Annotated in this window: 23 protein-coding genes; 20 read left to right on the plus strand and 3 right to left on the minus strand. The window is 37.5% G+C overall.

The genetic code is table 11. The features are described 5' to 3' along the window. Nucleotides 1–213: 213 nt before the first annotated feature. Nucleotides 214–1,293 carry a hypothetical protein gene (locus FHT21_RS16075; protein WP_167295793.1) on the minus strand — a complete coding sequence of 360 codons (1,080 nt, stop codon included), beginning with the start codon at nt 1,291–1,293 and terminating at the stop codon, nt 214–216. Nucleotides 1,294–1,673: 380 nt separating this feature from the next. Here FHT21_RS16075 and FHT21_RS16080 point away from each other — a divergent pair, with 380 nt between their 5' ends. The 14 genes from FHT21_RS16080 (at nt 1,674) to FHT21_RS16145 (ending at nt 13,152) form a co-directional block, all read left to right on the plus strand. After that, a complete protein-coding gene (locus tag FHT21_RS16080; protein ID WP_167295794.1) occupies nt 1,674–1,880 on the plus strand; it encodes a hypothetical protein in 207 nt (68 codons plus the stop codon). 56 nt (nt 1,881–1,936) lie between these two features. Next, entirely contained in the window at nt 1,937–3,598 is a 1,662-nt protein-coding gene (locus tag FHT21_RS16085) for an ATP-binding protein (protein ID WP_167295795.1), read from the plus strand. Between the two features lie 11 nt (nt 3,599–3,609). Further along, a complete protein-coding gene (locus tag FHT21_RS16090; RefSeq protein ID WP_167295796.1) occupies nt 3,610–4,278 on the plus strand; it encodes a response regulator in 669 nt (222 codons plus the stop codon). A gap of 243 nt (nt 4,279–4,521) precedes the next feature. Further along, complete coding sequence (locus FHT21_RS16095; protein WP_347878503.1) at nt 4,522–4,857, plus strand: YegP family protein; 336 nt, start codon at nt 4,522–4,524, stop codon at nt 4,855–4,857. 10 nt (nt 4,858–4,867) lie between these two features. After that, a complete protein-coding gene (locus tag FHT21_RS16100) occupies nt 4,868–5,932 on the plus strand; it encodes a type I restriction endonuclease (protein ID WP_167295798.1) in 1,065 nt (354 codons plus the stop codon). A gap of 158 nt (nt 5,933–6,090) precedes the next feature. Beyond that, on the plus strand, nt 6,091–6,429 hold the full coding sequence (locus FHT21_RS16105) for a hypothetical protein (protein WP_167295799.1): 339 nt from the start codon (nt 6,091–6,093) through the stop codon (nt 6,427–6,429). A gap of 242 nt (nt 6,430–6,671) precedes the next feature. After that, nucleotides 6,672–7,277, plus strand: coding sequence for a PH domain-containing protein (locus FHT21_RS16110; RefSeq protein WP_167295800.1), 606 nt, complete (start codon nt 6,672–6,674; stop codon nt 7,275–7,277). 2 nt (nt 7,278–7,279) lie between these two features. Further along, entirely contained in the window at nt 7,280–7,495 is a 216-nt protein-coding gene (locus FHT21_RS16115) for a TM2 domain-containing protein (protein WP_167295801.1), read from the plus strand. 7 nt (nt 7,496–7,502) lie between these two features. Continuing rightward, a complete protein-coding gene (locus FHT21_RS16120) occupies nt 7,503–7,880 on the plus strand; it encodes a DUF6804 family protein (RefSeq protein WP_167295802.1) in 378 nt (125 codons plus the stop codon). Between the two features lie 36 nt (nt 7,881–7,916). Next, on the plus strand, nt 7,917–9,245 hold the full coding sequence (locus tag FHT21_RS16125) for a beta-carotene 15,15'-monooxygenase (protein WP_167295803.1): 1,329 nt from the start codon (nt 7,917–7,919) through the stop codon (nt 9,243–9,245). Nucleotides 9,246–9,255: 10 nt separating this feature from the next. After that, complete coding sequence (locus FHT21_RS16130; protein ID WP_167295804.1) at nt 9,256–10,116, plus strand: hypothetical protein; 861 nt, start codon at nt 9,256–9,258, stop codon at nt 10,114–10,116. A gap of 67 nt (nt 10,117–10,183) precedes the next feature. Beyond that, nucleotides 10,184–10,396: a hypothetical protein gene (locus tag FHT21_RS16135; RefSeq protein ID WP_167295805.1), complete on the plus strand. Its 213-nt coding sequence runs from the start codon at nt 10,184–10,186 to the stop codon at nt 10,394–10,396. Continuing rightward, nucleotides 10,378–10,905, plus strand: coding sequence for a thermonuclease family protein (locus FHT21_RS16140; protein WP_167295806.1), 528 nt, complete (start codon nt 10,378–10,380; stop codon nt 10,903–10,905). Before FHT21_RS16135 ends, FHT21_RS16140 begins: the two co-directional genes overlap by 19 nt. Before the next feature lie 483 nt (nt 10,906–11,388). Next, nucleotides 11,389–13,152, plus strand: a complete 1,764-nt coding sequence (locus FHT21_RS16145; protein WP_167295807.1) for a hypothetical protein — start codon at nt 11,389–11,391, stop codon at nt 13,150–13,152. A 412-nt stretch (nt 13,153–13,564) separates the two neighbouring features. Here the strand turns inward: FHT21_RS16145 and FHT21_RS16150 are convergent, their stop codons facing one another. Then, nucleotides 13,565–14,311, minus strand: coding sequence for a LytTR family DNA-binding domain-containing protein (locus FHT21_RS16150; RefSeq protein ID WP_167295808.1), 747 nt, complete (start codon nt 14,309–14,311; stop codon nt 13,565–13,567). Between the two features lie 9 nt (nt 14,312–14,320). Further along, nucleotides 14,321–16,237, minus strand: a complete 1,917-nt coding sequence (locus tag FHT21_RS16155; RefSeq protein WP_167295809.1) for a histidine kinase — start codon at nt 16,235–16,237, stop codon at nt 14,321–14,323. Nucleotides 16,238–16,661: 424 nt separating this feature from the next. Here FHT21_RS16155 and FHT21_RS16160 point away from each other — a divergent pair, with 424 nt between their 5' ends. The 6 genes from FHT21_RS16160 (at nt 16,662) to FHT21_RS16185 (ending at nt 23,033) form a co-directional block, all read left to right on the plus strand. Next, nucleotides 16,662–16,904 (plus strand): TIGR04139 family peptide modification target, encoded by a 243-nt coding sequence (locus tag FHT21_RS16160; protein ID WP_167295810.1) that lies wholly within the window; start codon nt 16,662–16,664, stop codon nt 16,902–16,904. 95 nt (nt 16,905–16,999) lie between these two features. Next, nucleotides 17,000–17,239 (plus strand): TIGR04139 family peptide modification target, encoded by a 240-nt coding sequence (locus FHT21_RS16165; protein WP_167295811.1) that lies wholly within the window; start codon nt 17,000–17,002, stop codon nt 17,237–17,239. A gap of 139 nt (nt 17,240–17,378) precedes the next feature. Continuing rightward, on the plus strand, nt 17,379–18,281 hold the full coding sequence (gene gwsG / locus FHT21_RS16170; protein ID WP_167295812.1) for a grasp-with-spasm system ATP-grasp peptide maturase: 903 nt from the start codon (nt 17,379–17,381) through the stop codon (nt 18,279–18,281). 172 nt (nt 18,282–18,453) lie between these two features. Continuing rightward, the gene (gene gwsS, locus FHT21_RS16175) at nt 18,454–19,548 is read left to right on the plus strand and encodes a grasp-with-spasm system SPASM domain peptide maturase (RefSeq protein WP_167295813.1); all 1,095 of its coding nucleotides are present in this window, start codon (nt 18,454–18,456) and stop codon (nt 19,546–19,548) included. Continuing rightward, nucleotides 19,538–21,736: a peptidase domain-containing ABC transporter gene (locus FHT21_RS16180; protein ID WP_167295814.1), complete on the plus strand. Its 2,199-nt coding sequence runs from the start codon at nt 19,538–19,540 to the stop codon at nt 21,734–21,736. The genes gwsS and FHT21_RS16180 overlap by 11 nt, the downstream gene beginning before the upstream one ends. After that, entirely contained in the window at nt 21,726–23,033 is a 1,308-nt protein-coding gene (locus tag FHT21_RS16185) for an HlyD family efflux transporter periplasmic adaptor subunit (RefSeq protein ID WP_167295815.1), read from the plus strand. The genes FHT21_RS16180 and FHT21_RS16185 overlap by 11 nt, the downstream gene beginning before the upstream one ends. The last annotated feature ends 19 nt before the right edge of the window (nt 23,034–23,052 follow it).

Raw genomic sequence — 23,052 nt, forward strand, 5'->3', positions numbered from 1 at the left:
TATAGAGTTAACAATCAGATACTAAGATAAAAAAAAACATGGATTGGAGAAATCCTCAATCATGTTCTTTCAGCTCGGGAAAAATTGGAGAATATGCGGTGTTTTCTTTGGGAAGAATCATCCACAGGATGTTTTTTAAATCTCTGATGCGAATACTGTTTTAATCCTGCTTTAGATCAAGAAAGGGTAGCTGTTAACTACCCTTTATTATTTTTACAAGGCTAAGTTTCTTTCGCTTTGTTCTGCCATGAGCGGGCTCTCGGAAAAATCTGATTCAGAAGTACTATTTTCCTCCTGGGGTTTATGCCTGGCTTTCACTTCTTTCTTTAGTTTACTAGCCCAAATACCGCAAATACCTACAAAAAATGCAGCACATAAAAACCACACTAACCGTGTAAGCAAATACCTATAATTAGAAGTATACTTGGTTAAGATGGTATTTGAAAGTGGTTTTAATACTCTTTGTGTATCTAAAGGATACGCGCCACTATCAGTAAAAAATTCATGGTCCTTGCCATGACCTTTATACCACACTTTACCAATCGAATAACTGGTTAGCGTATCGGGTAAATTAATTTTTCTTTGTTGAGTTAGGGTTTGGATATTCAGAGGAATTATTGCTGCACCAACATCTTGTTTTTCATCTTTAACTGGTTCGTAGTGATCTCCATCCCAATACATAAATTTCTCACCTGACTCAGGCCTTCGAACCATTTTAGACCGACGTTCCCAAACAGCAAAAGAAGTGGTGCCAACGAGTAGTAAAATGATACAGGAAACGGTGATGTAGCGAGGTGAAAAGCGGGGGAGATAAACGGGATCTTCAGCTTGAATTGGAGGAATTGATGGCTTTTGGGGGCCGGGTGGAATTGGTGGCACTGGAGGGAGAAAGAGCTCATTTATAGGCATCCCACCTATTTTAATTGTTTTATCAGAGCTCAAATAATAAGCACTTCTAGGCCTAGGTTCCAAATCTATTAGCCAGGCTAAAAGGTCGGTATTCTCTTCTTTCGTTTTTCCAGTCTCTCCTTTGATGTGATTGCGAAGAGCCTTAAAATCATCGGCATCTGAATCATATATCACTTTCCCAAAATCATCACATTCCATTTTATCTTTTTTAAAGAACATGGAAAGTATGTCGGCATCTTTTGGGGTATATCTATCGTCATAAACCTTTAAACAAGCCCTTCTTAATCTTGTGGTAGTTGCTTGGGGCAAAATTGCGTGTAGCTTCCCATTATCCTTCATCTTTTTATAGGCAGCCAATACTATGTCTTGATAATCTTCAGGCATTTTTCAAAAAATTTAAGCGTAAAAATAGAAATGGAATTTTTGGAATCCTTACGGGTTTCCGGAATTCTTTGGAATTTAAAAAGAATTATCTAGAATCTTTGGAATTATCTGAAAACTAGCGATTTGAAGCTTGGATATTTGTCTCAACAATTAATTCAAGCAACGATTCAAACGATAATCCAAGCAAAGAACTAAATGTTAAAAACGAGTAGAAATCGCGGTAGTTATTAGCCGGTTTGGGAAGCAGTTATTAGCTCCCGCGACAGACACTCAAACACTTCCCAAAAATTTCAGAAGGCCTTCTGATACAAACCGTAGCAACCCCCGGGATAGGATTCGCGGGGACCTACAGATTTATCAACCCTTTAATTTTTGACAAGATGTTTTTACCTCTTTTTATTGCCATATTACTTGGCCTGGCAACGCCTACAAATACAAATAACAATTGCAGCCACAACAGTGGCACAGTAGTAAGCACCAATGATACTGATCCTACTAACCCGGGCGACCCAGGTACCGGTGATCCTGGAGATGACGGTGATACAGGTGGAGAGCATGGCCACATGCCACCACCAAATAAAAATTAATAAAAAAGGGCGGTACATCCGCCTTTTTTATTTTACTTTAGTATAAACCTATTAAAGTGAAACGTTTCTCTATCTCAATCCTATGCGTTTTGATGTTTACCTACTGTTCAAAGCGGAAGTTAAATGTTGCGAATGAAATTTCAAATCCTAATTTTAATAGTGCAGTAAGCTTTTATCAAAAAAACATGCCAGATAGTGCATTTGCTCATTTCAATGACGCTAAAAGTAGTTATCTCGAATCAAATGATAGTGTTGGAGCTGGAAAATCGCTTATTTATATGGCAATTATTTCTATAGAAAGTGGGGATTATTTTGGTGGCCAAGAAATCGCGCTTCAAGCATTAAATTGTTTTAATACAAGTAATAAAAAACATTTTAAATATCTATGCTCTAACTACCATGAGCTAGGAGTAGCGTCCTCGTTTCTAAAAAACTATAAACAGGCAATATACTTTTATACAAAATCGATTGCTTATGCTGATAGCAACAACAATTTATCACTCGTAGAGAATAGTCTTGCACTCACATATAGAGATCTTAACAACTATCAGGAATCGTTAAAGCTTTTTCGGAGTATTTTGCGTAAAAAGCTTGATAAAACTGATTATTCCAGAACACTATCCAACTATGCTTATACAATGTGGAAGCATGATCCAAAGTATAATGCTAGGACAGCTTTATTAAAAGCTTTATCTATACGCAAATCAGCAAAAGATCTTTGGGGCCAGAATGCGAGTTATGCTCACTTGTCAGAGTATTATGAAATGAAACATCCTGATACCGCATTGATATATGCAATAAAAATGTATGAGGTAGCAAAGGCAATAGAAAGTTCGGATGATCAATTACAAGCATTACAAAAATTAATCCGATTGAGCCCAGATGGAAAAGTTAAAAGCTATTATACTATTTATCAAAAGCTGGATGACAGCCTGCAAAATGCAAGACGTGCAGCCAAAAACCAATTTGCGGTAATTAGATACGAAACCGAAAAAAACAAAGCAGATAATCTGGTACTACAAAAGGATAATGAAGAGAAAAAATATCAGGTTATTATTTTAGCTTTCGGTATCCTTTTGTTTGCAGTTGCAGGAACGCTCTGGTACAGGAAGCGAAAACAAAAACTGGAGCTGGAGGCCAAAAATTCGATCCGCGATAGCCAGATTAAAACCTCTAAAAAGGTGCACGATAAAGTGGCTAATAAAATTTACCGAGTAATGTCAGAAGTTGAAAACAAGAACGATCTGGACAGAAACCATCTGCTCGATCAATTAGAATATATTTATAACACCTCAAGAGATATTTCATACGAAATCACTGACGATCGACTAAACAAAACATTTAGGCAACAGCTTTCAGATCTGTTCTCTGCCTATGTTGCCAGCACACGTTCCATTGATGTTACTGGTAATGAAGATGATCTTTGGGCAAATGTTCCGGAAAACACAGCAAGTGAGATCTTTATTATATTATTGGAACTCATGAATAATATGAAAAAGCATAGTCAGGCAACAGAGGTCAAAATAAAGTTTAATAGAAGCCATAATATCATATCTATAAAATATCATGATAATGGCATAGGACTACCGGAACAAGTGTTATATAATAATGGTTTACGAAATACGGAAACCCGTATTAAAAATATCTCAGGCACTATTACTTTTGAAACTATGGATAAAAATGGTTTAGGAATTTCAATTTCTTTTCCAATTCGTTAATTAAGAAAATTATGTTTCAAAAAGTATTAATAGCTGAAGATCACGAAGGAATGAATTATTCAATGCAGGTTACATTGGAAAATTTAGGTATTGAGCACGATTTCAAAAATTATGTTTTTTACTGCGACGACGCTTTAAGTCGCATCCATAAAGCCAAATCAGAAAACAAACCTTATGAATTGTTAATAACAGATTTATCGTTCAATGAAGATTTCCCAAAGCAACAAATAACAGATGGTGCACGATTAATCAAGGCTGTAAAGGAAGTACAACCTGAAATAAAAGTGCTTGTATTTTCTAGTGAAGGGAGATTGTCAGAAGCACAAATCCTCTTTGAAAGTTTGAATATAGATGGCTTTGTTCCAAAAGGACGCGGAGATGTCAAAGATTTGAAATCTGCAATCCAGGCTATTTTTGATAATAAGAAATATATTTCCGCGAATCTCAAGAAAACAATAAACCAAAAGGTATATGACTTCGAGAAATTGGACATTGCTATTTTAACGCTACTAGCTAAAGGAATATCCCAGAAAATGATGCAGGAGCATTTGCAAGATATGGGTATTAAACCTAATAGCCTAAGCAGTATTGAAAAACAGCTAAAAAAAATGAGGGAAGCCCTTGAATTTCAAAACAACCCGCAGTTGATTGCTTATTGCATAGATAGAAAAATCATATAGTTTTCAATTCCATAAGTAATCTATGCCTGCAAACTCATCCCGCGATATAGTTAGTCAGAATTTGTAATCTCCTCTTTTGAATTCAATTTTAAATAAAGTGCTACCCGCGTACTTGGTGTCTGGAGCCAATTACCATCATTATGGCGACAAGATCACCAATAAACTATTGATTATTAGCTAGTCTACGGTTTCCCGTAAAGATCTACCACAATCCTCCCATACTTTTGAGCAGCTAAAAAAATAATTATGGGAAAATTTATTATCACTAAAAGAATCAACAACGAATATCAATTTAACCTTAAAGCCGCAAACGGACAGGTTATCCTCACCAGCGAGGGTTATACTACAAAGGCATCTTGTAATAAAGGTATCGAATCGGTTAAAACCAATGCACCAACAGATGCCAGGTACGACAGAAAAGTTGCCAAAAACGGGGCATACTATTTCAATTTAAAAGCTGCAAATGGCGAAATTATCGGTACCAGCCAAATGTATACTACTGATGATGCACGCAACAATGGTATCGAATCAGTGAAAACCAATGCACCGAATGCTGAAGTGATTGATGAAACCATATAACAAGAAGGCCATGGATCTTAAACTAAAGTTAGAACAACTTCATCAGCGCGTGGTGGGATTAAAAGATCAGATCAATACTGAAGAGGCTACGAAAAATGCATTTGTAATGCCTTTTATTCAAATCCTCGGTTATGATATTTTTAACCCTACCGAAGTTATACCCGAGCACATTTGCGATATCGGGACTAAAAAAGGTGAAAAGGTGGATTATGTCATCCGCAAAAACAACGAACCCATACTCATATTCGAATGTAAACACTGGAAAGAAAGTGCCGATGCACATAACTCTCAGTTGCACCGCTATTACCATGTTTCGAAAGCACGATTTGGCGTATTAACCAACGGTACGGTTTACAATTTTTACGCCGATCTTGAAAAACCAAATATTATGGACGAGAAACCATTCTTAACCATCGATATTGAAGACCTGAAAGATAATGCCATTAAAATCCTCGAAAGTTTTACCAAAAACGAGTACAATCTAGAAACCATTCTCGATTCGGCCGAAGGATTAAAATACATCAAAGCCATCAGAAAAGAATTCGAAAAAGAAATCGACAGTCCTTCTGATGAAATGGTGAAGTTATTGGTGAACCGTTTTTTCGATAAGCCCTTAACCGCAAACCGGATGATTGCTTTTAAAGATTATACCAAAAAAGCCCTTACCGTTTCCATTAACGAGTCTATCAGCGATCGTTTAAAATCGGCATTGAATATTAATGAGAAAATAGAAAAAAGGGAGGAGGGTAAAGTGATTCCGATTAATGAAGACCCCGATATTTCTAAAATCGTAACGACTGAAGAAGAGTTAGAAGCTTTCCAGATTGTTAAGGCTATTTTACGCGAAAAGATTCCTTCGACACGCATTGCTGCCCGGGATACGCAATCGTACTTTGGGGTATTATTAGACGACAATAACCGTAAACCCATTTGCAGGTTCCATTTCAATACGGTTAACAAGTACATCGAAACCTTCGAGAAAGGGAAAGATGCCGGCGAAAAAAAGCAGCTGTTTAACCTCGATGAGCTTTACGATTACAGAAACCAGCTGCATCAAACTATAGAAAATTACTAATTAACACTGCTCAACACGCTCTTAAAATGTAGAGGTTGCTTCTATGTCTGTTTTCGAACCAGGCAAGGCAATCTCTCCTTTTCGTATAACCAACCCTCTATCATTCCCTTTACTGTTAGCCGTAAGGAATCCGTTTTTGGCCTGAATACCTTAGCGGCATGAAACATCTAGTTACACTGCTATTTTTAACATTTGCAATGGGCAGGGCCCAGGCACAAAAACACAAAGTAGTTACCTATCAGTTAATGGAACCCGGTTTTAATACCAAAGTAATTAAAGGGACCATTAGCGAGGTATACACTACAAAACGTTATGGCAAAACCTTCTGGTGGGTAGTAATCGGTACCGATACCATTATCCATGTTTGGCCCAGGCACCTTGATACCGCAACTATGAAACCTGGCGTAAACCGCGCTTTCTATTCCATTAAACGCCTCGATAATAGCTGGTGGAAAAAAGAAAAATCAGAGGATTATGTGAAACCAAAAACGAATTGATTCAGGAATGATTCATCGGCCTTCGGCAAGTTAAATTCAATATATAACTAATTGTTAATGAATTATCTAACGCAAATCAGCATTAAAAAAACATTATTGAAATATTTAGTTGGCTTTACGGTTTCCCGTAAGGAGAGCCGTATCAGGTTGGGTAGTTTTGAAGTGTTGAAAGCATAAAACTATGGTTGACTTTAAACCGATCATAGCAAAAAACACAACCATTAACCACAAGCAAATTAATTATGATTAACGATTTAAGAAAGTTCTTGAACGAAGAACAAGACCCTAAGGCTGTAGAAAAGATTTTGGGTCGGATTAACAGTCTGCTTACCACTAACGAACAAGTAGAATATATTGCTGTACAAAAGAAACCGGCAATCACATTATCTCCAGATTGTATTGCATTAACAAACAAAAGAATCATCTTCTGCAAGCCAAAAAGTTTTGGGCTATCAATGGATTTCCAGGATTATAACTGGAAGGATGTTTACGACTGCCACATTAAAGAAGGCATACTAGGTGCAACCTTTACTATGGTAACCATCAGAAATTTAAGAAATATGATGGATTATCTCCCAAAAAACCAGGCTCGAAAACTCTATCAGTTTGCACAGGAAAGAGAAGAAGAAATGCGCGAATACCGGAGGCAAAAGGAACTGGAAGACAAAAGAGCCGCAGCAGGTGGCGGTATTATTGTAAACAACAGCACATCCGCTGCTCCTGTTGAAGCACCACCGCAGGAAGACTCATTTGCGGTATTGCTAAAGTTAAAGAACCTGTTAGAAAATGGCATCCTTTCTCAGGAGGAGTTTGAGCAAAAGAAAAATGAAATCCTCTCACGCGTGTAATTATGAAAAATAAATTTACTACAGCTTTGTTAGCACTTTTTTTCGGTGGAATTGGTATACATCGATTTTATCTTGGGCAAACTAGGAGCGGGCTACTATACTTATTATTTTGTTGGACATTCATCCCACTTGCAATCGCCCTTTTTGATTTTTTCGCCTTTTTATTTATGTCAGAACAAAAATTCAATTCTGCTTTTAATTATAACACCGGATTTTAAACAGGCCATGAAACAATTCCTCACCATTTGTGCGATTGCCTGTTTCATTGCCATATTGAAACTCCCGATAGCCTATTATACTTTGTTAAGAGCAATAGTGTCATTAGGCGCAATCGTACTTATTTACAACTTCTTTAAGCAAAAAGACTACCGGTTAACAGCTGTCTTTATTGTTGTATTGCTTCTTTTCAATCCAATATTTCCTATTTATCTGCATAGAAAAAGTATTTGGATTCCACTAGATGTAATAACCGGATTGCTTTTCTTGATTATCAGCTATTATGAAAAAAAAGAGCCTGTAAAAGAAGAAAAAGCTACTGAGGTTTTACCCATTCAAAAATCATACGCCAGAGATCGGATTGTTTCCGCCAAGCGTGAAATCTAATCATGAATTAATAAATCAAACTCAAAACTTAACATTATGATTGCCCAAATTGAAGAATTTTTTAGTCCCAAAAAAGCTGAAGCACCTCAAGATGAAGACATTGAGATCAAGGAACCAGCAAATGCAGAAACTGAGGAAGTAAGAAAAATAACCTTTCATGAAGCTGGTTTCAGGGATGGATCGCGAAATAGCGGAAGTCCGCTGGCGCTTTCTATATGTTTAAATGCAATTTATGCTAAATTCCAAAATGAAGAAAAAGAATTGGTAGAAAAGCAGAAACAGGCAAAAGAGCCCTATCTAAATGAAAAGAACGAGAAAGAAACAGAAATTAAAGCACTTGCTATCAATAAAACAAACAAAGAGGAGCAAATTAAAACTGTTGAAGAGAGTATCCGATCTGTAAAAGATAGTATTGAAGAGTTGAAATTCGAAATTAATGACTTGGCCAGAAATCCCGAAAAATACCATATCAATGCATCAAAAGGTTCGTCCACCAAGTTTTGGATTGGTCTGATTATTCTTTTGCCGCTCAGCTTGTATTTATTCACGTTTTACATTTCCACTTCTTACTCGGCCTTCTTCAAACAATTTGATCCAACCAGTACTGTGATTATGAACATCCTGGATTCAAAAGCTTTTGAGAAAGCCTGGAAAGATGGCGGACTTGAAGGTGCATTCGTTACCTTTATCCCATTTGTATTTTTAGGTTTAGGTTATTTAATCCACATGTTTGGTGAAAACAAAAGCTGGAAAAACTATACTAAAATAGGGCTGCTCTTTTTTACCACTTTTATCTTCGATGCCATTTTAGCGTACCAAATAGAAGAAAACATCTATAAAGCAGACCAAAAAATTGAATCCCTCCCCTTTAACCTCTGGATTGCTTTTTCTAAAATTCAATTTTGGGGAATCATCTTCGCAGGTTTTGTAGTTTATGTAATCTGGGGTGTAGTATTCGATTTTATCATGAAAGAACACCGCGAAAAAGACAAAATTAAACATGAACAGCAACGCAGACAGAAGGATATCCAGATCCATAAAGACAGGATTACTGATATTGAAAGTCAGAAAGAAATACTAGTAAAAGAGCTCGCCAACATCAAAGAAAGCACTGTAAAAGCTGAGGGGAGAATTATTGAACTCCAAAGAATAATCGATTCGGTAATTATACCTACAAAAGAATATGTACTGTATGCCTCCGAATATGTTAAGGGCTGGATAACTTTTGTTAGTGAAAAACTACGTATTTCGCAAACTGAAAAGAACAATCTCCAAAATGATTGTATTGCCTGCTACCACGAAAATCTGAAAAGTGTTGGCGCGAGTGACGATGCTCAGAACGCTGTTTATTTACCTGCCTTATAAAATAACCATCATGAAAATAAAATTACTATACTCATTAATTTTAATCTTCTTATTTACCAGTAGCTTTAAAAAAGAAAATAGAATAGAGCCAGGGCAATCAAAAGCTCAGAATCTTAACATTAGCTTTTTGTTAGATTTATCAGATAGGATAGATCCTAAAAAGAACCCTGATTTTTACCAGAGAGATCTTCAATATATTAAATCTGTTGAAAAGGCATTCATCAATCATATTAAAGAGAAAAAAATTCTTCTACTTGACGATCAAATGCAGGTATTTTTCGATCCGATCCCAAAAATGCAAGGTATCGATAACTTAAGCCAGCAATTAAAGGTGAACTTCAATAAGTCTATCAGTAAAAAGGATATCCAGAATGTGGATAGGAATTTCTCCGAAATCCCTTCAAAAATTTATCAAAACTCAATCAAAAGCGGCCATTACGCTGGTTCTGACATTTGGAAATTCTTTAAAAATAATGTTCAGAATTATTGCATAAAGGAAAAATACCGAAACATTTTAGTAATCTTAACCGATGGTTACATGTTTCACGAAAAAAGCATAGTTTTAAAAGGAGGTAAAAGCTCTTACATTACTCCGGCTTTTATTCAAACTAAAAAACTTACCTCGGCTAATTATCTTACTACCATTAAAAAAAATAATCTTGGTTTTATTCCTTTTGAACATAATTTAAAAGACCTGGAAATTATTGTTTTAGGAATTAACCCCTCTGAGAAAAACCCCTACGAAGAAGATGTAATTAAACAATATTGGAGCGATTGGTTCAAAGCCATGAACGTGAAAAAATTCTACCTGCAAACAACCGATCTTCCTTCTTTTTTAGACCCAGTAATACAAAAAATCATTAAGGGTTAATAACATCATAAATTAGCAGTAAGCTATTGATTTACAAAACACTCATTAAAATTAAACGTCCCAATTAATGAAATCGCTTCTCATCATCATCCTCTTTTTCTTTACCAACACTACTTGTAAAGAAAACACAACCGTGTACATTTGCAACAGTGCTGGTGCTAAAAAATACCACTATACCTCCAGTTGCCGGGGTTTAAGCAATTGCACGTATAAAATTATAAAAGTGGATATAGAAAAAGCCAAAAAAGACGGAAAAACATTATGCGGTTGGGAAAAATAAGTTTGTTGGTTTTATTGTTAACGCTCCAGGCTTGTTTCATCCCACCAAGCGAGAGTAAACCTCTCATAAACAACAACCATCTTGTTTTTACCGCCAAAGTGATCCGCATTATGGATGGCGATACCATGGAGGTATTATACCAAAACCAACCTATTAAAATCCGCTTGGCCCATATCGATTGTCCTGAGAAACGCGGCTCGCAACCTTTTGGCAACAATGCTAAAAAAGCTTTATCCGATTTATGTTTCGGGCAAATGGTTAGCGTACAAGGCCAAAAATACGACCGCTACAAAAGATTGATAGCTGTGGTTGTTAACAATAAAAAACAGGTAGTAAACCAGGAAATGATTAAACAAGGCATGGCCTGGCATTTTAAAAAATATTCGAGTGATCCGCTTTATGCGCAGTTAGAAATCACTGCAAGGAAAAATAAAGTAGGCCTTTGGCAGGAAGCGGATGCGGTAGCACCCTGGGCATGGCGTGAAACTAAGCATACTTTGGCAAAGTAGTGTATTTCTTTTTGCTAAAGCCTAATAAGTTTTGAAGACAGATTATATTATCTTGATGGGGAGTTCGATTTTAGCTGCATATAGTTCATCGGAGTAATTTCTTGCTATTGTTAATCCAAAAGGCTGGAGAGAAACAAAAAACAGGTGCATTCCATCACACAAGAAAAATCATTAAGCTATAACCTTCAGAGCCATTAGTGCAGGCGCCGTGAAAATATTTTAGGAAAAAATCAACCATGCCAGAAATTGTTTAGAAAAAAAAGCTACCCAAAATAGGTAGCTTTAGTATCTTTAAGAGATATCTATTTCGCTAAAACCATTGCATTTTGTTCTGCTTCCATGATGGCCTGAGAAGCGTACGATGCAGATTTAAGACTGGCAAAATCAGCTTGGAAAAAGGCGATAAAAAACAAAAAAAGGCTAATAGGATAGACTTTTTTGCAGCCGTTTGGCAGTGTAAATTAGTTTAATTAGATTCGTACGATGAAATACAACGCCCTCTCTATTTTCTTATGCATAGCTATATTCTTTTTTTCGGCATGCAAAAAACACGATAACACTGACTTAACAGTTACCCCTCCCAGCCCTCCAGCTGCTGTGGTGGAGATGGAGATATCGGGTATAGTTTTAAATACAAATGGATCGAGTGCGGAGGGAGTAGAAGTTACCATAGAGGGAAAAAAACTAACAACAGCAGAAAACGGCTATTTTGAATATAAAGGCAGCGTAGCTAATCCTGATAAAGTTAAATTAACTCTTGCCAAAAACGGCTTCTTTACCTACACTAAGATTTTAACAGTCGACAAGTATAGTTCGCTGGATGGTTTGAGGTTTAAGTTGATCCCCGAATTGGTGGCGGGTAGTTTTGAGGCTGCAAATGGCGGTACGGTGAGCAATAACTATGTGGCACTGGTTTTTCAGCCAAATAGTTTTACCAAACTGGATGGGAGCAATTATTTGGGTATGGTAACGGTTAAAATACCTGCAAACAGGTTTAATGAAAGCAACCGCCAGTTTCCGGGTGATGTTCGCGGATTAACAGCCACGAACCAGAAAGTAGTCTTGGAAAGCTGGGGCGGCATGGAGGTAGAAATTTATAGCGCTTCGGGCGAAAAACTAAAATTAAGCAAAGCGGTTAATTATACTTACCAAATCGGCTATCAGTATGTTTACATCAGAAATCCGGTAAAACTGTGGGCCTTCAATGAGGCTGATGGTATTTGGACAGAAAGCGGGGCAGCAAACCTGGTAGGGCAGACTTTTACCGGTAGTACAGTTAACTTATCTTATTTGCAATGGGCCTATGCGCGCCCAAGTGCACTATTCAGATCGCGTGTACAAGATAAGAATCTAAATGTACCTGCCGGTTTTGAATTTTTCTACGCAATGAGCGAGTTTAATAGTATTGGCATACCGAGCACCAATGTAAATTCAAGAGGTAATGTTTTATTGTATGTACCCGCATTAACCAATTTACGCACGGGAATGTTTAGCCCTTGTACCGATCGGATAGAAACAAATTATACCACACCGGCCATACCTGAAGGAATAACAGGTGGAACCACCTACACGGTAGATTTAGCTCCTTTTTTAACAAGTGTAACCGGAACCGTTGAAGATTGTGATTTTAAGCCGCTTAATGGGAGAGCAGAATTGGCCATAGACGGTAAAAAAATTAATTCGGTACTGCTTAACGGCGCTTTTAACCTCAGTTTTATTGGCTGTGGCCGTAATTCCGGTACCCTAACCATCTTCGATGGACAGGATAAGGTAATTTATCAAAACAATACATTTTCGCCAAACAGGGGCTATAAAAATAATTTGCCGCCCATCACAACCTGTACCAAACCATTAATAGGGAGCTTTTCCATCAAGGCGGAGGGTATTACTTATAACTTTCAAAGTCCACAGGATGATATAAAATTCCAAACCATTCAAGACTATTCAGGTAGTTTGATTACAGCAATTTCTGCCAACAATGACACGCGGGGAGAAAGTTTTTACCTTACCTATATTGGTCAGTCTGCTGGCAACTTTAATGTATACACCTGTCAGCTAAAAGTACCGAAAAAAAGCTATTTTTTAACCTGGGGGCTTTTTACCCCGGGTATAGTAAATATAACGAGGTATAAAACTGGGAACACTTTGCTCGAAGGTTCTTTCAAAACCAATACTAACCTAAATTTTGATCTGTCTAATACTAATAAAATAGTAGAATTAACAGGAACGTTCAAGGTTTCGAATTGATGCATTGAGGTGTTTTTCGTATAATAAAACCCAAACCTTTTTAAGGTTACACTTAGTTCAATTGTGATATAAGTTACAAATCGCGTAATCTTTAGAACACACTGGCTATTTACGGCTAAAGCAATTGCACCAGTATACCTGAACCAGCCATTGCTTATTACCTTTTTATGCGCAGGGAAATTAGAAGTTAAAGCGATAATAAACAGTTCATCACAAAATATTATTGAATTTAGTTGATGAACCCTAGGCGTAGAGCCTGTACCTGATTTTTCGCTTGAATTTCTATGGGTAACTCAAAGGGGGCATAGTTGACAAATATGCTGGATTTCAGATGTGCTTTAGAAGTATCACTCTGATTAAGCTTTTTAAAGTTATACTGCTGAAGCGACCTGTAAACAAACTCCAGCAAGTATTATGCAATATTTTCAAGGTATCGTAATACTTCTTCCTTTTTCCTGCTGGAAACCGGAATATTTTCCTTGTTTTCCATTTGTAAATAACCTTCGCGGTAATACTTTTTAACGTATTTAAAATTAATCAGGTACGATTGATGGCACCTTAAGAAACCAAAGGGCGTAAGCAAACTTTCATATTCCTTTAGCCCTTTAGAAACCAAAATCTCGCTATCGGTATTTAAGTAAAACGTGGTATAACCTTTATCACTTTTACAGTACATAATATCATCAATGGCTACAACTTCTATATATTCGAGACTTTTTAACGCAATCCGTTTCGCAGCGGCCACGCCCTGGGCAAGGTAATGTTCTTTAGCAATAGCAAGCTGTTGCTGCCCTAAGGTTTCCTGCTCGCGGTGATGGTAACATTTGTTTAAATATGCGGTTAACGATACCTCATCAATAGGTTTGAGTAAATAGCCAAATGCTCCTAAGTTAAGTGCCTGTATAGCATATTGATCGTAGGCGGTGAGAAAAATAACCTGAAAATCAGCAACACCTATTTCATCGAACAGGTGAAAACTATCGCCATCCTTTAAACGGATATCAGCCAGAATAATATCGGGTTTTAACACCGGTATTTCTTTCGTAGCCACTTTAATTTCTCCGGCAGTGCCAACTACTTCCAAATATGCTAATTTCTTAACAATTTGTAAAATGTGCTGTAATATCCGGATTTCATCTTCTAAAATATAAAGCTTCATAACTGCTATTTAATTATTAATTACGGGGATCAGGATTTCAGCAAATACACCTGTTGCAGTGCCCCCGCCTTTATTATTTACATTAAACTCCGCTTTCTGTCCCTTAGCAGTAAAGAGTAAATCAATTCTTTCTTTTAAAATTACCTGGGCCAGCGATTGCTTCTTTTTATCTTCGGCTGTTTTTTTGGTCAGCCCACTGCCGTTATCATCAATTTCAATCACCAGCAAATCGTTTTTTAACTTGAAAGATATGGTTAACAAGCCTTTGTAAGCAATATTTCGGAAACCATGCTCAATGGCATTCTCTACAAAAGGCTGAATGAGCATTGGCGGGATGAGCGTTTCGTTCTGGTCCAGCTGATCATCAACAAGAATTTTATAATCGAAAACATCAGCATAACGCATTTGCTGTAATTGAAGATAATTGTTTAAGGAAGCTATTTCTTCTTCAATTTCGATAAAATCTTTTCTGTTTTGCTCTAATACCCCACGCAGTAAGCCCGAAAAAGACCGCAAATAAGATACTGATTCTTCGACATGCCCGGAGGCAACCAGGCTCTGCAAATTTGCAATGGCATTGAAAATAAAATGTGGATTTAACTGTGCCTGAAGCATTTTCTGCTCTACATTTAGCCGCTGGTTTTCAGATTTAAGCAGTTTATTTTTTTCTCTTAAGCGCTGCTGACGATAAAAGATATAAAAGAAAGAAACTACAGCCAGAAAAACCAGCAGCGTTAAAAAAATGGTTAAACGTTGCTGTTTAATAATGGTTTCGTTCAGTTTATTGCGGTTATTTAACTCTGCTATATTCCGGTCTTTTTTCTCTGCCTCATATTTTTCATGAATTTCGGCAACCTTAACCGCTTCGATTGCTTTATGGTTACGCAGTTCGATAGCGTAGGCAGAATCTGCAGCCTGGAGTGCATGGGCAAAATCGCCCTTCATTTTATAGGCTTCGATCAGGCCGTTGTAATAGATATCTTTTTGCCTGGCTGATACATCGCGTTTTTCGAAAGCTATACCGGCCTGGTAATACTTAATGGCAGAATCGGGCTCATGATTTTGAGAAAATGCGGTAGCCAGGTTGTTGTAGGCAATACCGTTCAGGTTATTGGTTTTTTTTAGGTAGTTGAAATAAATTTTACTGCTGGCCAGGGCTTTGGCAGTTTGCAATTGCCGGCTGTAAATCTGTGCCTCGTTATCGTAAGTGCGGGCTATTGCCAGGCTATCGCCAACCTGTTCTGCCAAACGCCGGGCCTGGGCATTATAATATATCATTTTTTTAAAATCGCCCAACCGCGATGCCAACAGGAACGAAATATCAAAATAGCGCTGTTTAATTACAGGGTGTGTATTAAACGGATGATGTTTGAAGTAAATAGCCGCATATTCGATTGATTTTTTTTCGTTGTTGTTCTGAAAATAGGCCTGTGCCAGCAAATCATAAAAGGAATAGGTTAAGCGGCTATGGGCCTGTTCGGAGATTTTCAAAGCCGCAAAAATCTGGCTCATTAAAGCAGACTCTACCATCGATCCGCCGGCCATTTTATGCGTTAAAATACGATAGGTTTTCAATAACTCAATATCATCGTTCGGCTTTAGCCCCTTCATTTTCTGGTAGGCAATTAAGGCACTATCTCTTTTCTTTTCAAAAACATATTTTCTGGCATGGAAATAATGATAATAGGGATCTGATTCTTTATCAGGGTTATTGCCCAACAGGCTGTCTTGCTGGTAAACTATTTTTTTTATCGCCTCCGTTGATAAGGTATCGAAAGACAGGATAAGCGATAAATGATCCCCGAAAGCAGTTTTTTTAACAGCCCGATGCGCAACATCAGGTGCATTTTCCTTATTTCTGCAAGCCGGAATAATAAGAAAACAAATCGTATAAAGGATAATCAGGGTTCTCGCACAGGTGTTCATTAACGAAAGAATTGGCTTATCATACATATAACACCTCTAATGGGGTGCAGGTTGAATTATTCTTTAAAAGTATAAATAGTATACACTAAAAAAAACAGCAGACAAATATCTGTCAGCTTTCATTCTATATCTGTACCGATTTAATATTTATCTGAAAATTACCGCAATAACACCAACAAAGACCCGAATACGGATATGTAGCTTATTAGCGGTGTTTTTTAAGCTTTTTTCCTTAGAAAAGGTAAATTAAATCTCAGTTGCTGCTTAGCAGTTTTACGAATATGCATGCAGAATTAACGAAAAGGTGCTCAAACCTGTCGCATATCAACTGCCGCTTGTAATCCCTTGGGTTTGTGTCGATTTTTAAATTAATAAAACCCAAACGCCAGGGCAAGATGGCGAACGCTAACATCAATTTAAGAAAATGAAAAACTTAAAAGGAATGAAGAAGAGCCTTTCTTCATTAGAAAACAAAAAACTCCAGGATCTTGGAAAAATACAGGGTGGCCTGTATTTCATCAGATCAAATTTTGCCTGTCCGAGCCAATACCCGAGTGAAGCTGTCGAATATGACACCTACGAAAGCAATGGTGGCAAATACATTGGAAGAACGTGCCAGCAGGCCGCCTCAGGAACGGATATAGGAAACGCTAACGGAACCTGCTAACCTAGCCTAAAAACAGAAGGGTTTCAATCCCGAAAAAGCACATCAAACCCAAACCAAAAAGTTTGGAATTTTACGCACAATTAAAATTTACTAAAATGAAAAATTTAAAAGGAATGAAGAAAGATTTCTCTTCACTTGAAAACCAAAAACTTACCGATTTATCATCAATCAACGGAGGTAGAATGTTAGGCGGCTATACTGCAATTCAATCTAATGTCTTCGTAGGGGAGGGATGTGTAGAATATGACCACTATGAGGGCGCAAATGGTACAGGTGGGTATATTTACAGGGAAATCCGTCATCTTGCACCTGGAGAACCTGTTCATAATTACTAGAATCTGTATAAATGTAATTTCGGCCATCAGTTTTGGCAAAAATCCCATTTAATCACGATCATTTAAAAGGTATGGGCTGCCTTCTTACTTCATAGGAGGCAACCATATCAAAATCATTCACGGCGTAAAATAAATAAAGGTGATATTAATTATATCCAAAAAGCAAGAGACGACTACCAATGAAGTAATAAAATGGCTTTTGGCAATGGATAAAAAATTTATTCGGGTGCATGAAGATGAAGTGTTTGAGATAAAAACGAAAGAAAAACGTATCTACATAGAAAGCCAGCGAAACTGTTTTTACATTGATGAAATAACCAGTGTGTGGTACAGAAGGGGCGGGTTAAAATTTAAAAATTTCCAATATGACAACGCCTCTGTCGATATCCATATGCAGGAACACCAACATTGGCTGCAGGATTATGTAATCAAAACGCTTGAAGCCAAAAAACACATCAATAAGCAAAGCAATAGCGCTGTAAATAAGCTGTTGGTATTGGCGCAGGCCAAAAAAGTAGGATTAGATGTTCCGGAGTATTATTTGGCTGAAAATACTGATGAAGCGGTTTTGGATAAAACGATTATAAAGCCGTTAACCGGAAACATCACCATAAATACTTACAAAGATTACGCAGAAAGTATTATGTATACCAACGTAATAGACCATAAAGAAGAAGAAAGTTTTTTTATCACATTTTTTCAGGAAAAAATTGAGAAGGATTTCGAAATCAGGAGCTTTTATTTGAACGGAAAGTTCTTTTCTACAGCAATAATGTCTCAAAATGATGAGCAAACCAAAACCGATTTCAGAAAGTACAATCTCGAAAAGCCTAACCGAAATGTGAGATACAATCTTCCTGTTGAAATTGAAGAGAAAACGCATCAATTAATGATGTTACTGGATGTAAACTGTGGCTCAATAGATTTTATGAAGAGCGGAGAGAAATTTTATTTTTTAGAGGTAAATACCGTTGGCCAATTTTTAGGGGTTACCTCCATATGTAATTATGCTGCAGAGCAAGCAATAGCCGAATATTTATGAGGTACCAGATCGAAGAAAAAAACAAGTTGCCGCTAACATTCAAATTTGTGGATGAATACCGGGGCAAAAAAATCAATCAAAAAAGTAATGATGTACTTTATGGCACATGCAAGCGCTATAAAACAAACTTTCTTATGCTCGTAAAACCATATAAGCCAATTAGCAGATTGTTATGAGGTATTTTAATTTATTTAGCGATATTTTGATCACAAAAGGTGTTAACAGAATCCTGATTTCTGATTTACAGCGAAACCGTTCTGAGCTGCAGTCTTTAGAATTGAATACCATTGTTGAAGAGTTGAAATCTAATTCTATTGAGGAAGTATTTGCTTTTTATGATGAAGAATCAAAAGAAATAGCACAAGAATACCTAAACTTTTTATTGGAAAAAGAGTACGGTTTTATTACCGAAAATAATTGGGATAAAAATTTTCCACCACTATCCCTGGTATTTAGAGAGGCCAGTACAATTTCCAATATATTTATTGAAACTGCCGACTTATTACTGTCGCCACAGCTGGTGCAATCTATAGAAAATTTAGGAATAAGACATTTGGTTATCTATTGCGAAAGCGAACTGTCGTTAACAGCCTTTTTAACCTTAGAAGATACATTAAACGACTCATGTTTAGAAAGCATAGAAATTTTCTCTCCCTATCATTCGGGAGTTGATGATAATTTTATAAAAACCCTAAATGAAAAATGTACAAGAATTTACAGTTTGATATTTCATAAATGCGAAAAAGCGCCATTTGAGGTCGCAGATATTTTCAAATTTAACCTGGTTTTTACCAATCAACACTTAAAAATAAATTCTTGCGGAAAAGTAGACTTAAAGTATTTTGATACCAACCTTACGAAGGTTTTAGAAGCCATTAATCATAATTCCTGCCTTAATAAAAAAATCGGCATTGATATCAATGGCAATATCAAAAACTGCCCGGCAATGCCCCAGATTTTCGGGAACATAAATAACATTTCTTTAGAAGACGCACTAAACGTTAAAGGATTTAAGGCTTACTGGGACATCACCAAAGATGACATTATGGTTTGCAAGTATTGTGAGTTTAGAAATGTATGTACCGACTGCAGGGCATTTACAGAACGTACACATACCAACCACGCAGGTTTAGACATATCCAAACCGCTAAAATGTGGCTACAACCCTTCTACCAATAAATGGGAAGAATGGAGTACAAACCCGCTTAAACAAAAAGCAATACAACATTACGGCATTGCAACAAAGGTAAAGGTACATGAAGCTTAAAAAATTTCCATTTTATAAACAGCCCGATACTAAAGATTGTGGCCCTACCTGCCTGCGCATTATAGCCAAACACTATAACAAAGGCATTCCGCTGGCCCAAATCAGAACCCTTGCCGAAACCACCAGAGAAGGGAGCGGTTTGCTTGGCCTTAGCAATGCAGCAGAGGCTTTAGGCTTTAGAACATTAGGTGTTAAAATAAATTTTAACACCCTGCTGGCCGATGCACCATTGCCCTGCATTGTACACTGGAATAAAAATCACTATGTGGTGGTTTATAAGATAGACAAGGGCGGTAAGGTTTATATTTCAGATCCAGGTTATGGCTTAATTACCTATACCAAGGCAGAGTTTATAAAATACTGGATCGGCGAAAACGCCCACGAAAATACAGAAGAAGGGATTGCCCTTATTTTAGAAACAAGCCCTGCATTTTACAGCAGTGATTTCGAAGACACAGAAAAGAAAGCCAGTTTCTCTTTCCTATCCAGGTATTTGCTCAAGTATAAATCGCTCGTTATACAGCTGGCCGTTGGCTTACTGGCCGGAAGTTTATTATCGCTTATTTTTCCCTTTCTTACCCAAAGTATTGTTGATGTAGGCATACAAAACCAGGACATTAACTTTATTTACCTGGTTTTGCTGGCCCAGGTAATGCTTTTTATGGGTAAAATGGGCATCGAAATGATTAGGAGCTGGATTTTGCTACACCTTTCTACCCGGATTAACATTTCAATCATTTCCGACTTTTTTATCAAGCTGATGAAACTTCCGATCAGTTTCTTTGATACGCGGATGACAGGTGATATTATGCAGCGGATAAACGATCACCACCGGATAGAACAATTGCTAACCAGCTCCTCGCTCAATACCCTCTTCTCGATGGTAAACCTGCTTATTTTTAGCATTATACTCCTCATTTACGATTACCGGTTATTTATTGTGTACCTGCTGGGCGCGCTTTTGTATGTGGGCTGGATTGCTTTTTTCCTTAAAAGAAGAAAAGAACTCGATTATAAAATGTTTGCTCAGGTTGCGCAAGAGCAGAGCACGGTGATAGAACTGATTAATGGCATGCAGGAAATAAAAATGCATAATGCCGAAAAACAGAAGCGCTGGGGCTGGGAATTTTTACAGGTAAAGTTATTTAAGATAAAAATAAAGGCCCTCTCGTTAGGGCAGTGGCAATCTGTAGGTGGTGGTTTTATTAATCAAATAAAAGATATCCTGGTGAGTTTCCTGGCCGCAAAACTGGTTTTGAGTGGCAACCTTACCCTGGGTATGATGCTTTCGGTACAATATATCATTGGCCAGCTAAACAGCCCCCTAATGCAACTCATCGATTTCATCAAACAATCACAGGATGCCAGAATTTCGCTCGAAAGATTACAGGAAATTCATGATAAAGACAACGAAGAAGGCAGTGAAGAACAGTACGCCGCAGAAATTGCGCAGAAAGATATCGAACTAAAGGCTGTATCGTTCAGGTATACAGGGGCCGATTCGTTTGTTTTTCAGGATTTAAACCTGGTTATCCCCTTTCAAAAAACCACGGCCATAGTTGGGGCCAGTGGGAGTGGAAAAACTACGCTTTTAAAGCTGTTGACCAAATTTTACGAACCCGATCAAGGCGAAATAAAAATTGGCAACACCGATATGAAAAATATCTCACCCAGGTACTGGCGCGACCATTGCGGAGTGGTGATGCAGGAGAGTTACGTGTTTAACGATACCATTGCCAATAATATCGCCATTGGCGAAGATGCGATTGATAAACAAAAGCTGAGAAAAGCCATAGAAATTGCCAATATACAGGATTTTATAGAAAGTCTGCCTTTAAGTTATAACACCAAAATTGGGAACGAAGGTATGGGCGTTAGCGGTGGACAGAAGCAACGGTTGTTTATTGCCCGAGCCGTTTATAAATCGCCCGAATACATCTTTTTTGATGAGGCCACAAGTGCCTTAGATGCCAATAACGAAAAGATAATTATCGAAAACCTGAACCAGTTTTTTAAGGGTAAAACGGCCATTGTAATTGCCCACAGGTTATCTACAGTTAAACATGCCGATAAAATTATCGTGCTGGATAAGGGAATGGTTGTAGAAGAAGGCAACCACAACGAACTGGTGGCCAAAAAAGGAGAATATTACAGATTAATCAAAAACCAGCTCGAACTTGGAAACTAAGAAAGATAAACTAGACGAGATACAACTGCGCTCGGAAGGTGTGCAGGATATTCTATCAGAACCACCCCACTGGATGTTCCGCTGGGGCAGTGTGGTTATCCTGGCTATCCTTTTAATGATTTTATTGATGAGTTATTTCATTAAATATCCGGAGTTTGTACCCGCAACCATCATCGTTACTTCACAAAATCCACCAGAAAAACTAGAGATCAGGGCGGATTCCAGAATTGAGAAAATATTCATCAGCGACCATCAAAAGGTAAAAAAGGATCAGCTATTAATGGTTTTACAATCTACCGCAAATTATAAAGATATTTTACAGCTTAAAAGCATTATAGATTCCATTTCTCCCGGTCAGCTGTTTTCGTTTCCGGTTGATCAAGTTTCGCGGTTTAAGTTAGGAGAACTACAGGGCGATTATAATAATTTTGCCAAAGCCTTTCAGGACGAAAAACTGTTTACCAGACTTAAACCTTATGCACCAGAAAATGTAGCGACAGCTCAAAATATCCTGACCAATAAGAGCAGGATAATGGCCTTAAAAAGGCAAAAAACATTTGAAAGTTTAAAGTTTGAACTGGTAAAGAAAAATTATCAGCGTGCCCAGCTGCTGCTAAACCAAAAGGTAATTTCGGCTTTGGAATTCGAAAACGAAAAAATTAAATTTTTACAGGCGCAACAAAACTTAGAAAATCTCGATATCTCTTTATCGCAAACAGATGAAGCCATTTATAACCTCAATAAAACAAAAAGCGGTACAACCATAAATGCAGAGAAAGACAAAATCAATTTCGCCTCGCAAACCTTACAGCTACTAGAGCAGTTAAGGCGTTCGCTAAGGGCCTGGGAACAAAGCTACCTGGTTATTTCCTCTACTAATGGCGTGGCCAGTTTTCAACAATTCTGGGGCGAAAACCAGTTTGTAAAACGAGGAGATCCTATATTATCTATCCTACCCGATCATACCCAGGCACTGATCGGGAGAATGTTTGTAGCGGCCACGAATTCGGGCAAAATTGCCAAAGGGGAAAAAGTTTTAATCAAACTGGATAATTACCGTTATCAGGAATATGGTATTGTAGAGGGTAAAGTTCAAAACATATCCTTTACTCCTGATGATAAGGGCAATTATTATGTAGATGTATTGCTTCCGAAAGGGCTGAAAACATCTTATCACAAAATACTTCCATTTGATAAAGAGCTTAAAGGTAATGCCGAAATTGTAACACAGGACCTACGGTTAATTGAGCGTTTTTTTTACCAGATCAGAAAGCTTACCAGATACCAGACCGAGTAGAACAGGGCAAGGGCGCTGT

Source organism: Pedobacter sp. SG908, assembly GCF_011759615.1.
In the GTDB taxonomy this organism is placed as follows: domain Bacteria; phylum Bacteroidota; class Bacteroidia; order Sphingobacteriales; family Sphingobacteriaceae; genus Pedobacter; species Pedobacter riviphilus.

What these genes read in the sequence shown, in the direction of transcription:
- FHT21_RS16125 (WP_167295803.1), top strand. Translation starts at nt 7,917, where the DNA reads ATGATTGCCCAAATTGAAGAATTTTTTAGTCCCAAAAAAGCTGAAGCA.
- FHT21_RS16115 (WP_167295801.1), top strand. Translation starts at nt 7,280, where the DNA reads ATGAAAAATAAATTTACTACAGCTTTGTTAGCACTTTTTTTCGGTGGA.
- FHT21_RS16130 (WP_167295804.1), top strand. Translation starts at nt 9,256, where the DNA reads ATGAAAATAAAATTACTATACTCATTAATTTTAATCTTCTTATTTACC.
- FHT21_RS16150 (WP_167295808.1), bottom strand. Translation starts at nt 14,311, where the DNA reads ATGAAGCTTTATATTTTAGAAGATGAAATCCGGATATTACAGCACATT.
- gwsS (WP_167295813.1), top strand. Translation starts at nt 18,454, where the DNA reads ATGAGGTATTTTAATTTATTTAGCGATATTTTGATCACAAAAGGTGTT.
- FHT21_RS16160 (WP_167295810.1), top strand. Translation starts at nt 16,662, where the DNA reads ATGAAAAACTTAAAAGGAATGAAGAAGAGCCTTTCTTCATTAGAAAAC.
- FHT21_RS16145 (WP_167295807.1), top strand. Translation starts at nt 11,389, where the DNA reads ATGAAATACAACGCCCTCTCTATTTTCTTATGCATAGCTATATTCTTT.
- FHT21_RS16075 (WP_167295793.1), bottom strand. Translation starts at nt 1,293, where the DNA reads ATGCCTGAAGATTATCAAGACATAGTATTGGCTGCCTATAAAAAGATG.
- FHT21_RS16165 (WP_167295811.1), top strand. Translation starts at nt 17,000, where the DNA reads ATGAAAAATTTAAAAGGAATGAAGAAAGATTTCTCTTCACTTGAAAAC.
- FHT21_RS16135 (WP_167295805.1), top strand. Translation starts at nt 10,184, where the DNA reads ATGAAATCGCTTCTCATCATCATCCTCTTTTTCTTTACCAACACTACT.
- FHT21_RS16090 (WP_167295796.1), top strand. Translation starts at nt 3,610, where the DNA reads ATGTTTCAAAAAGTATTAATAGCTGAAGATCACGAAGGAATGAATTAT.
- FHT21_RS16105 (WP_167295799.1), top strand. Translation starts at nt 6,091, where the DNA reads ATGAAACATCTAGTTACACTGCTATTTTTAACATTTGCAATGGGCAGG.
- FHT21_RS16140 (WP_167295806.1), top strand. Translation starts at nt 10,378, where the DNA reads ATGCGGTTGGGAAAAATAAGTTTGTTGGTTTTATTGTTAACGCTCCAG.
- FHT21_RS16080 (WP_167295794.1), top strand. Translation starts at nt 1,674, where the DNA reads ATGTTTTTACCTCTTTTTATTGCCATATTACTTGGCCTGGCAACGCCT.
- FHT21_RS16100 (WP_167295798.1), top strand. Translation starts at nt 4,868, where the DNA reads ATGGATCTTAAACTAAAGTTAGAACAACTTCATCAGCGCGTGGTGGGA.
- FHT21_RS16110 (WP_167295800.1), top strand. Translation starts at nt 6,672, where the DNA reads ATGATTAACGATTTAAGAAAGTTCTTGAACGAAGAACAAGACCCTAAG.
- FHT21_RS16155 (WP_167295809.1), bottom strand. Translation starts at nt 16,237, where the DNA reads ATGAACACCTGTGCGAGAACCCTGATTATCCTTTATACGATTTGTTTT.
- FHT21_RS16120 (WP_167295802.1), top strand. Translation starts at nt 7,503, where the DNA reads ATGAAACAATTCCTCACCATTTGTGCGATTGCCTGTTTCATTGCCATA.
- FHT21_RS16180 (WP_167295814.1), top strand. Translation starts at nt 19,538, where the DNA reads ATGAAGCTTAAAAAATTTCCATTTTATAAACAGCCCGATACTAAAGAT.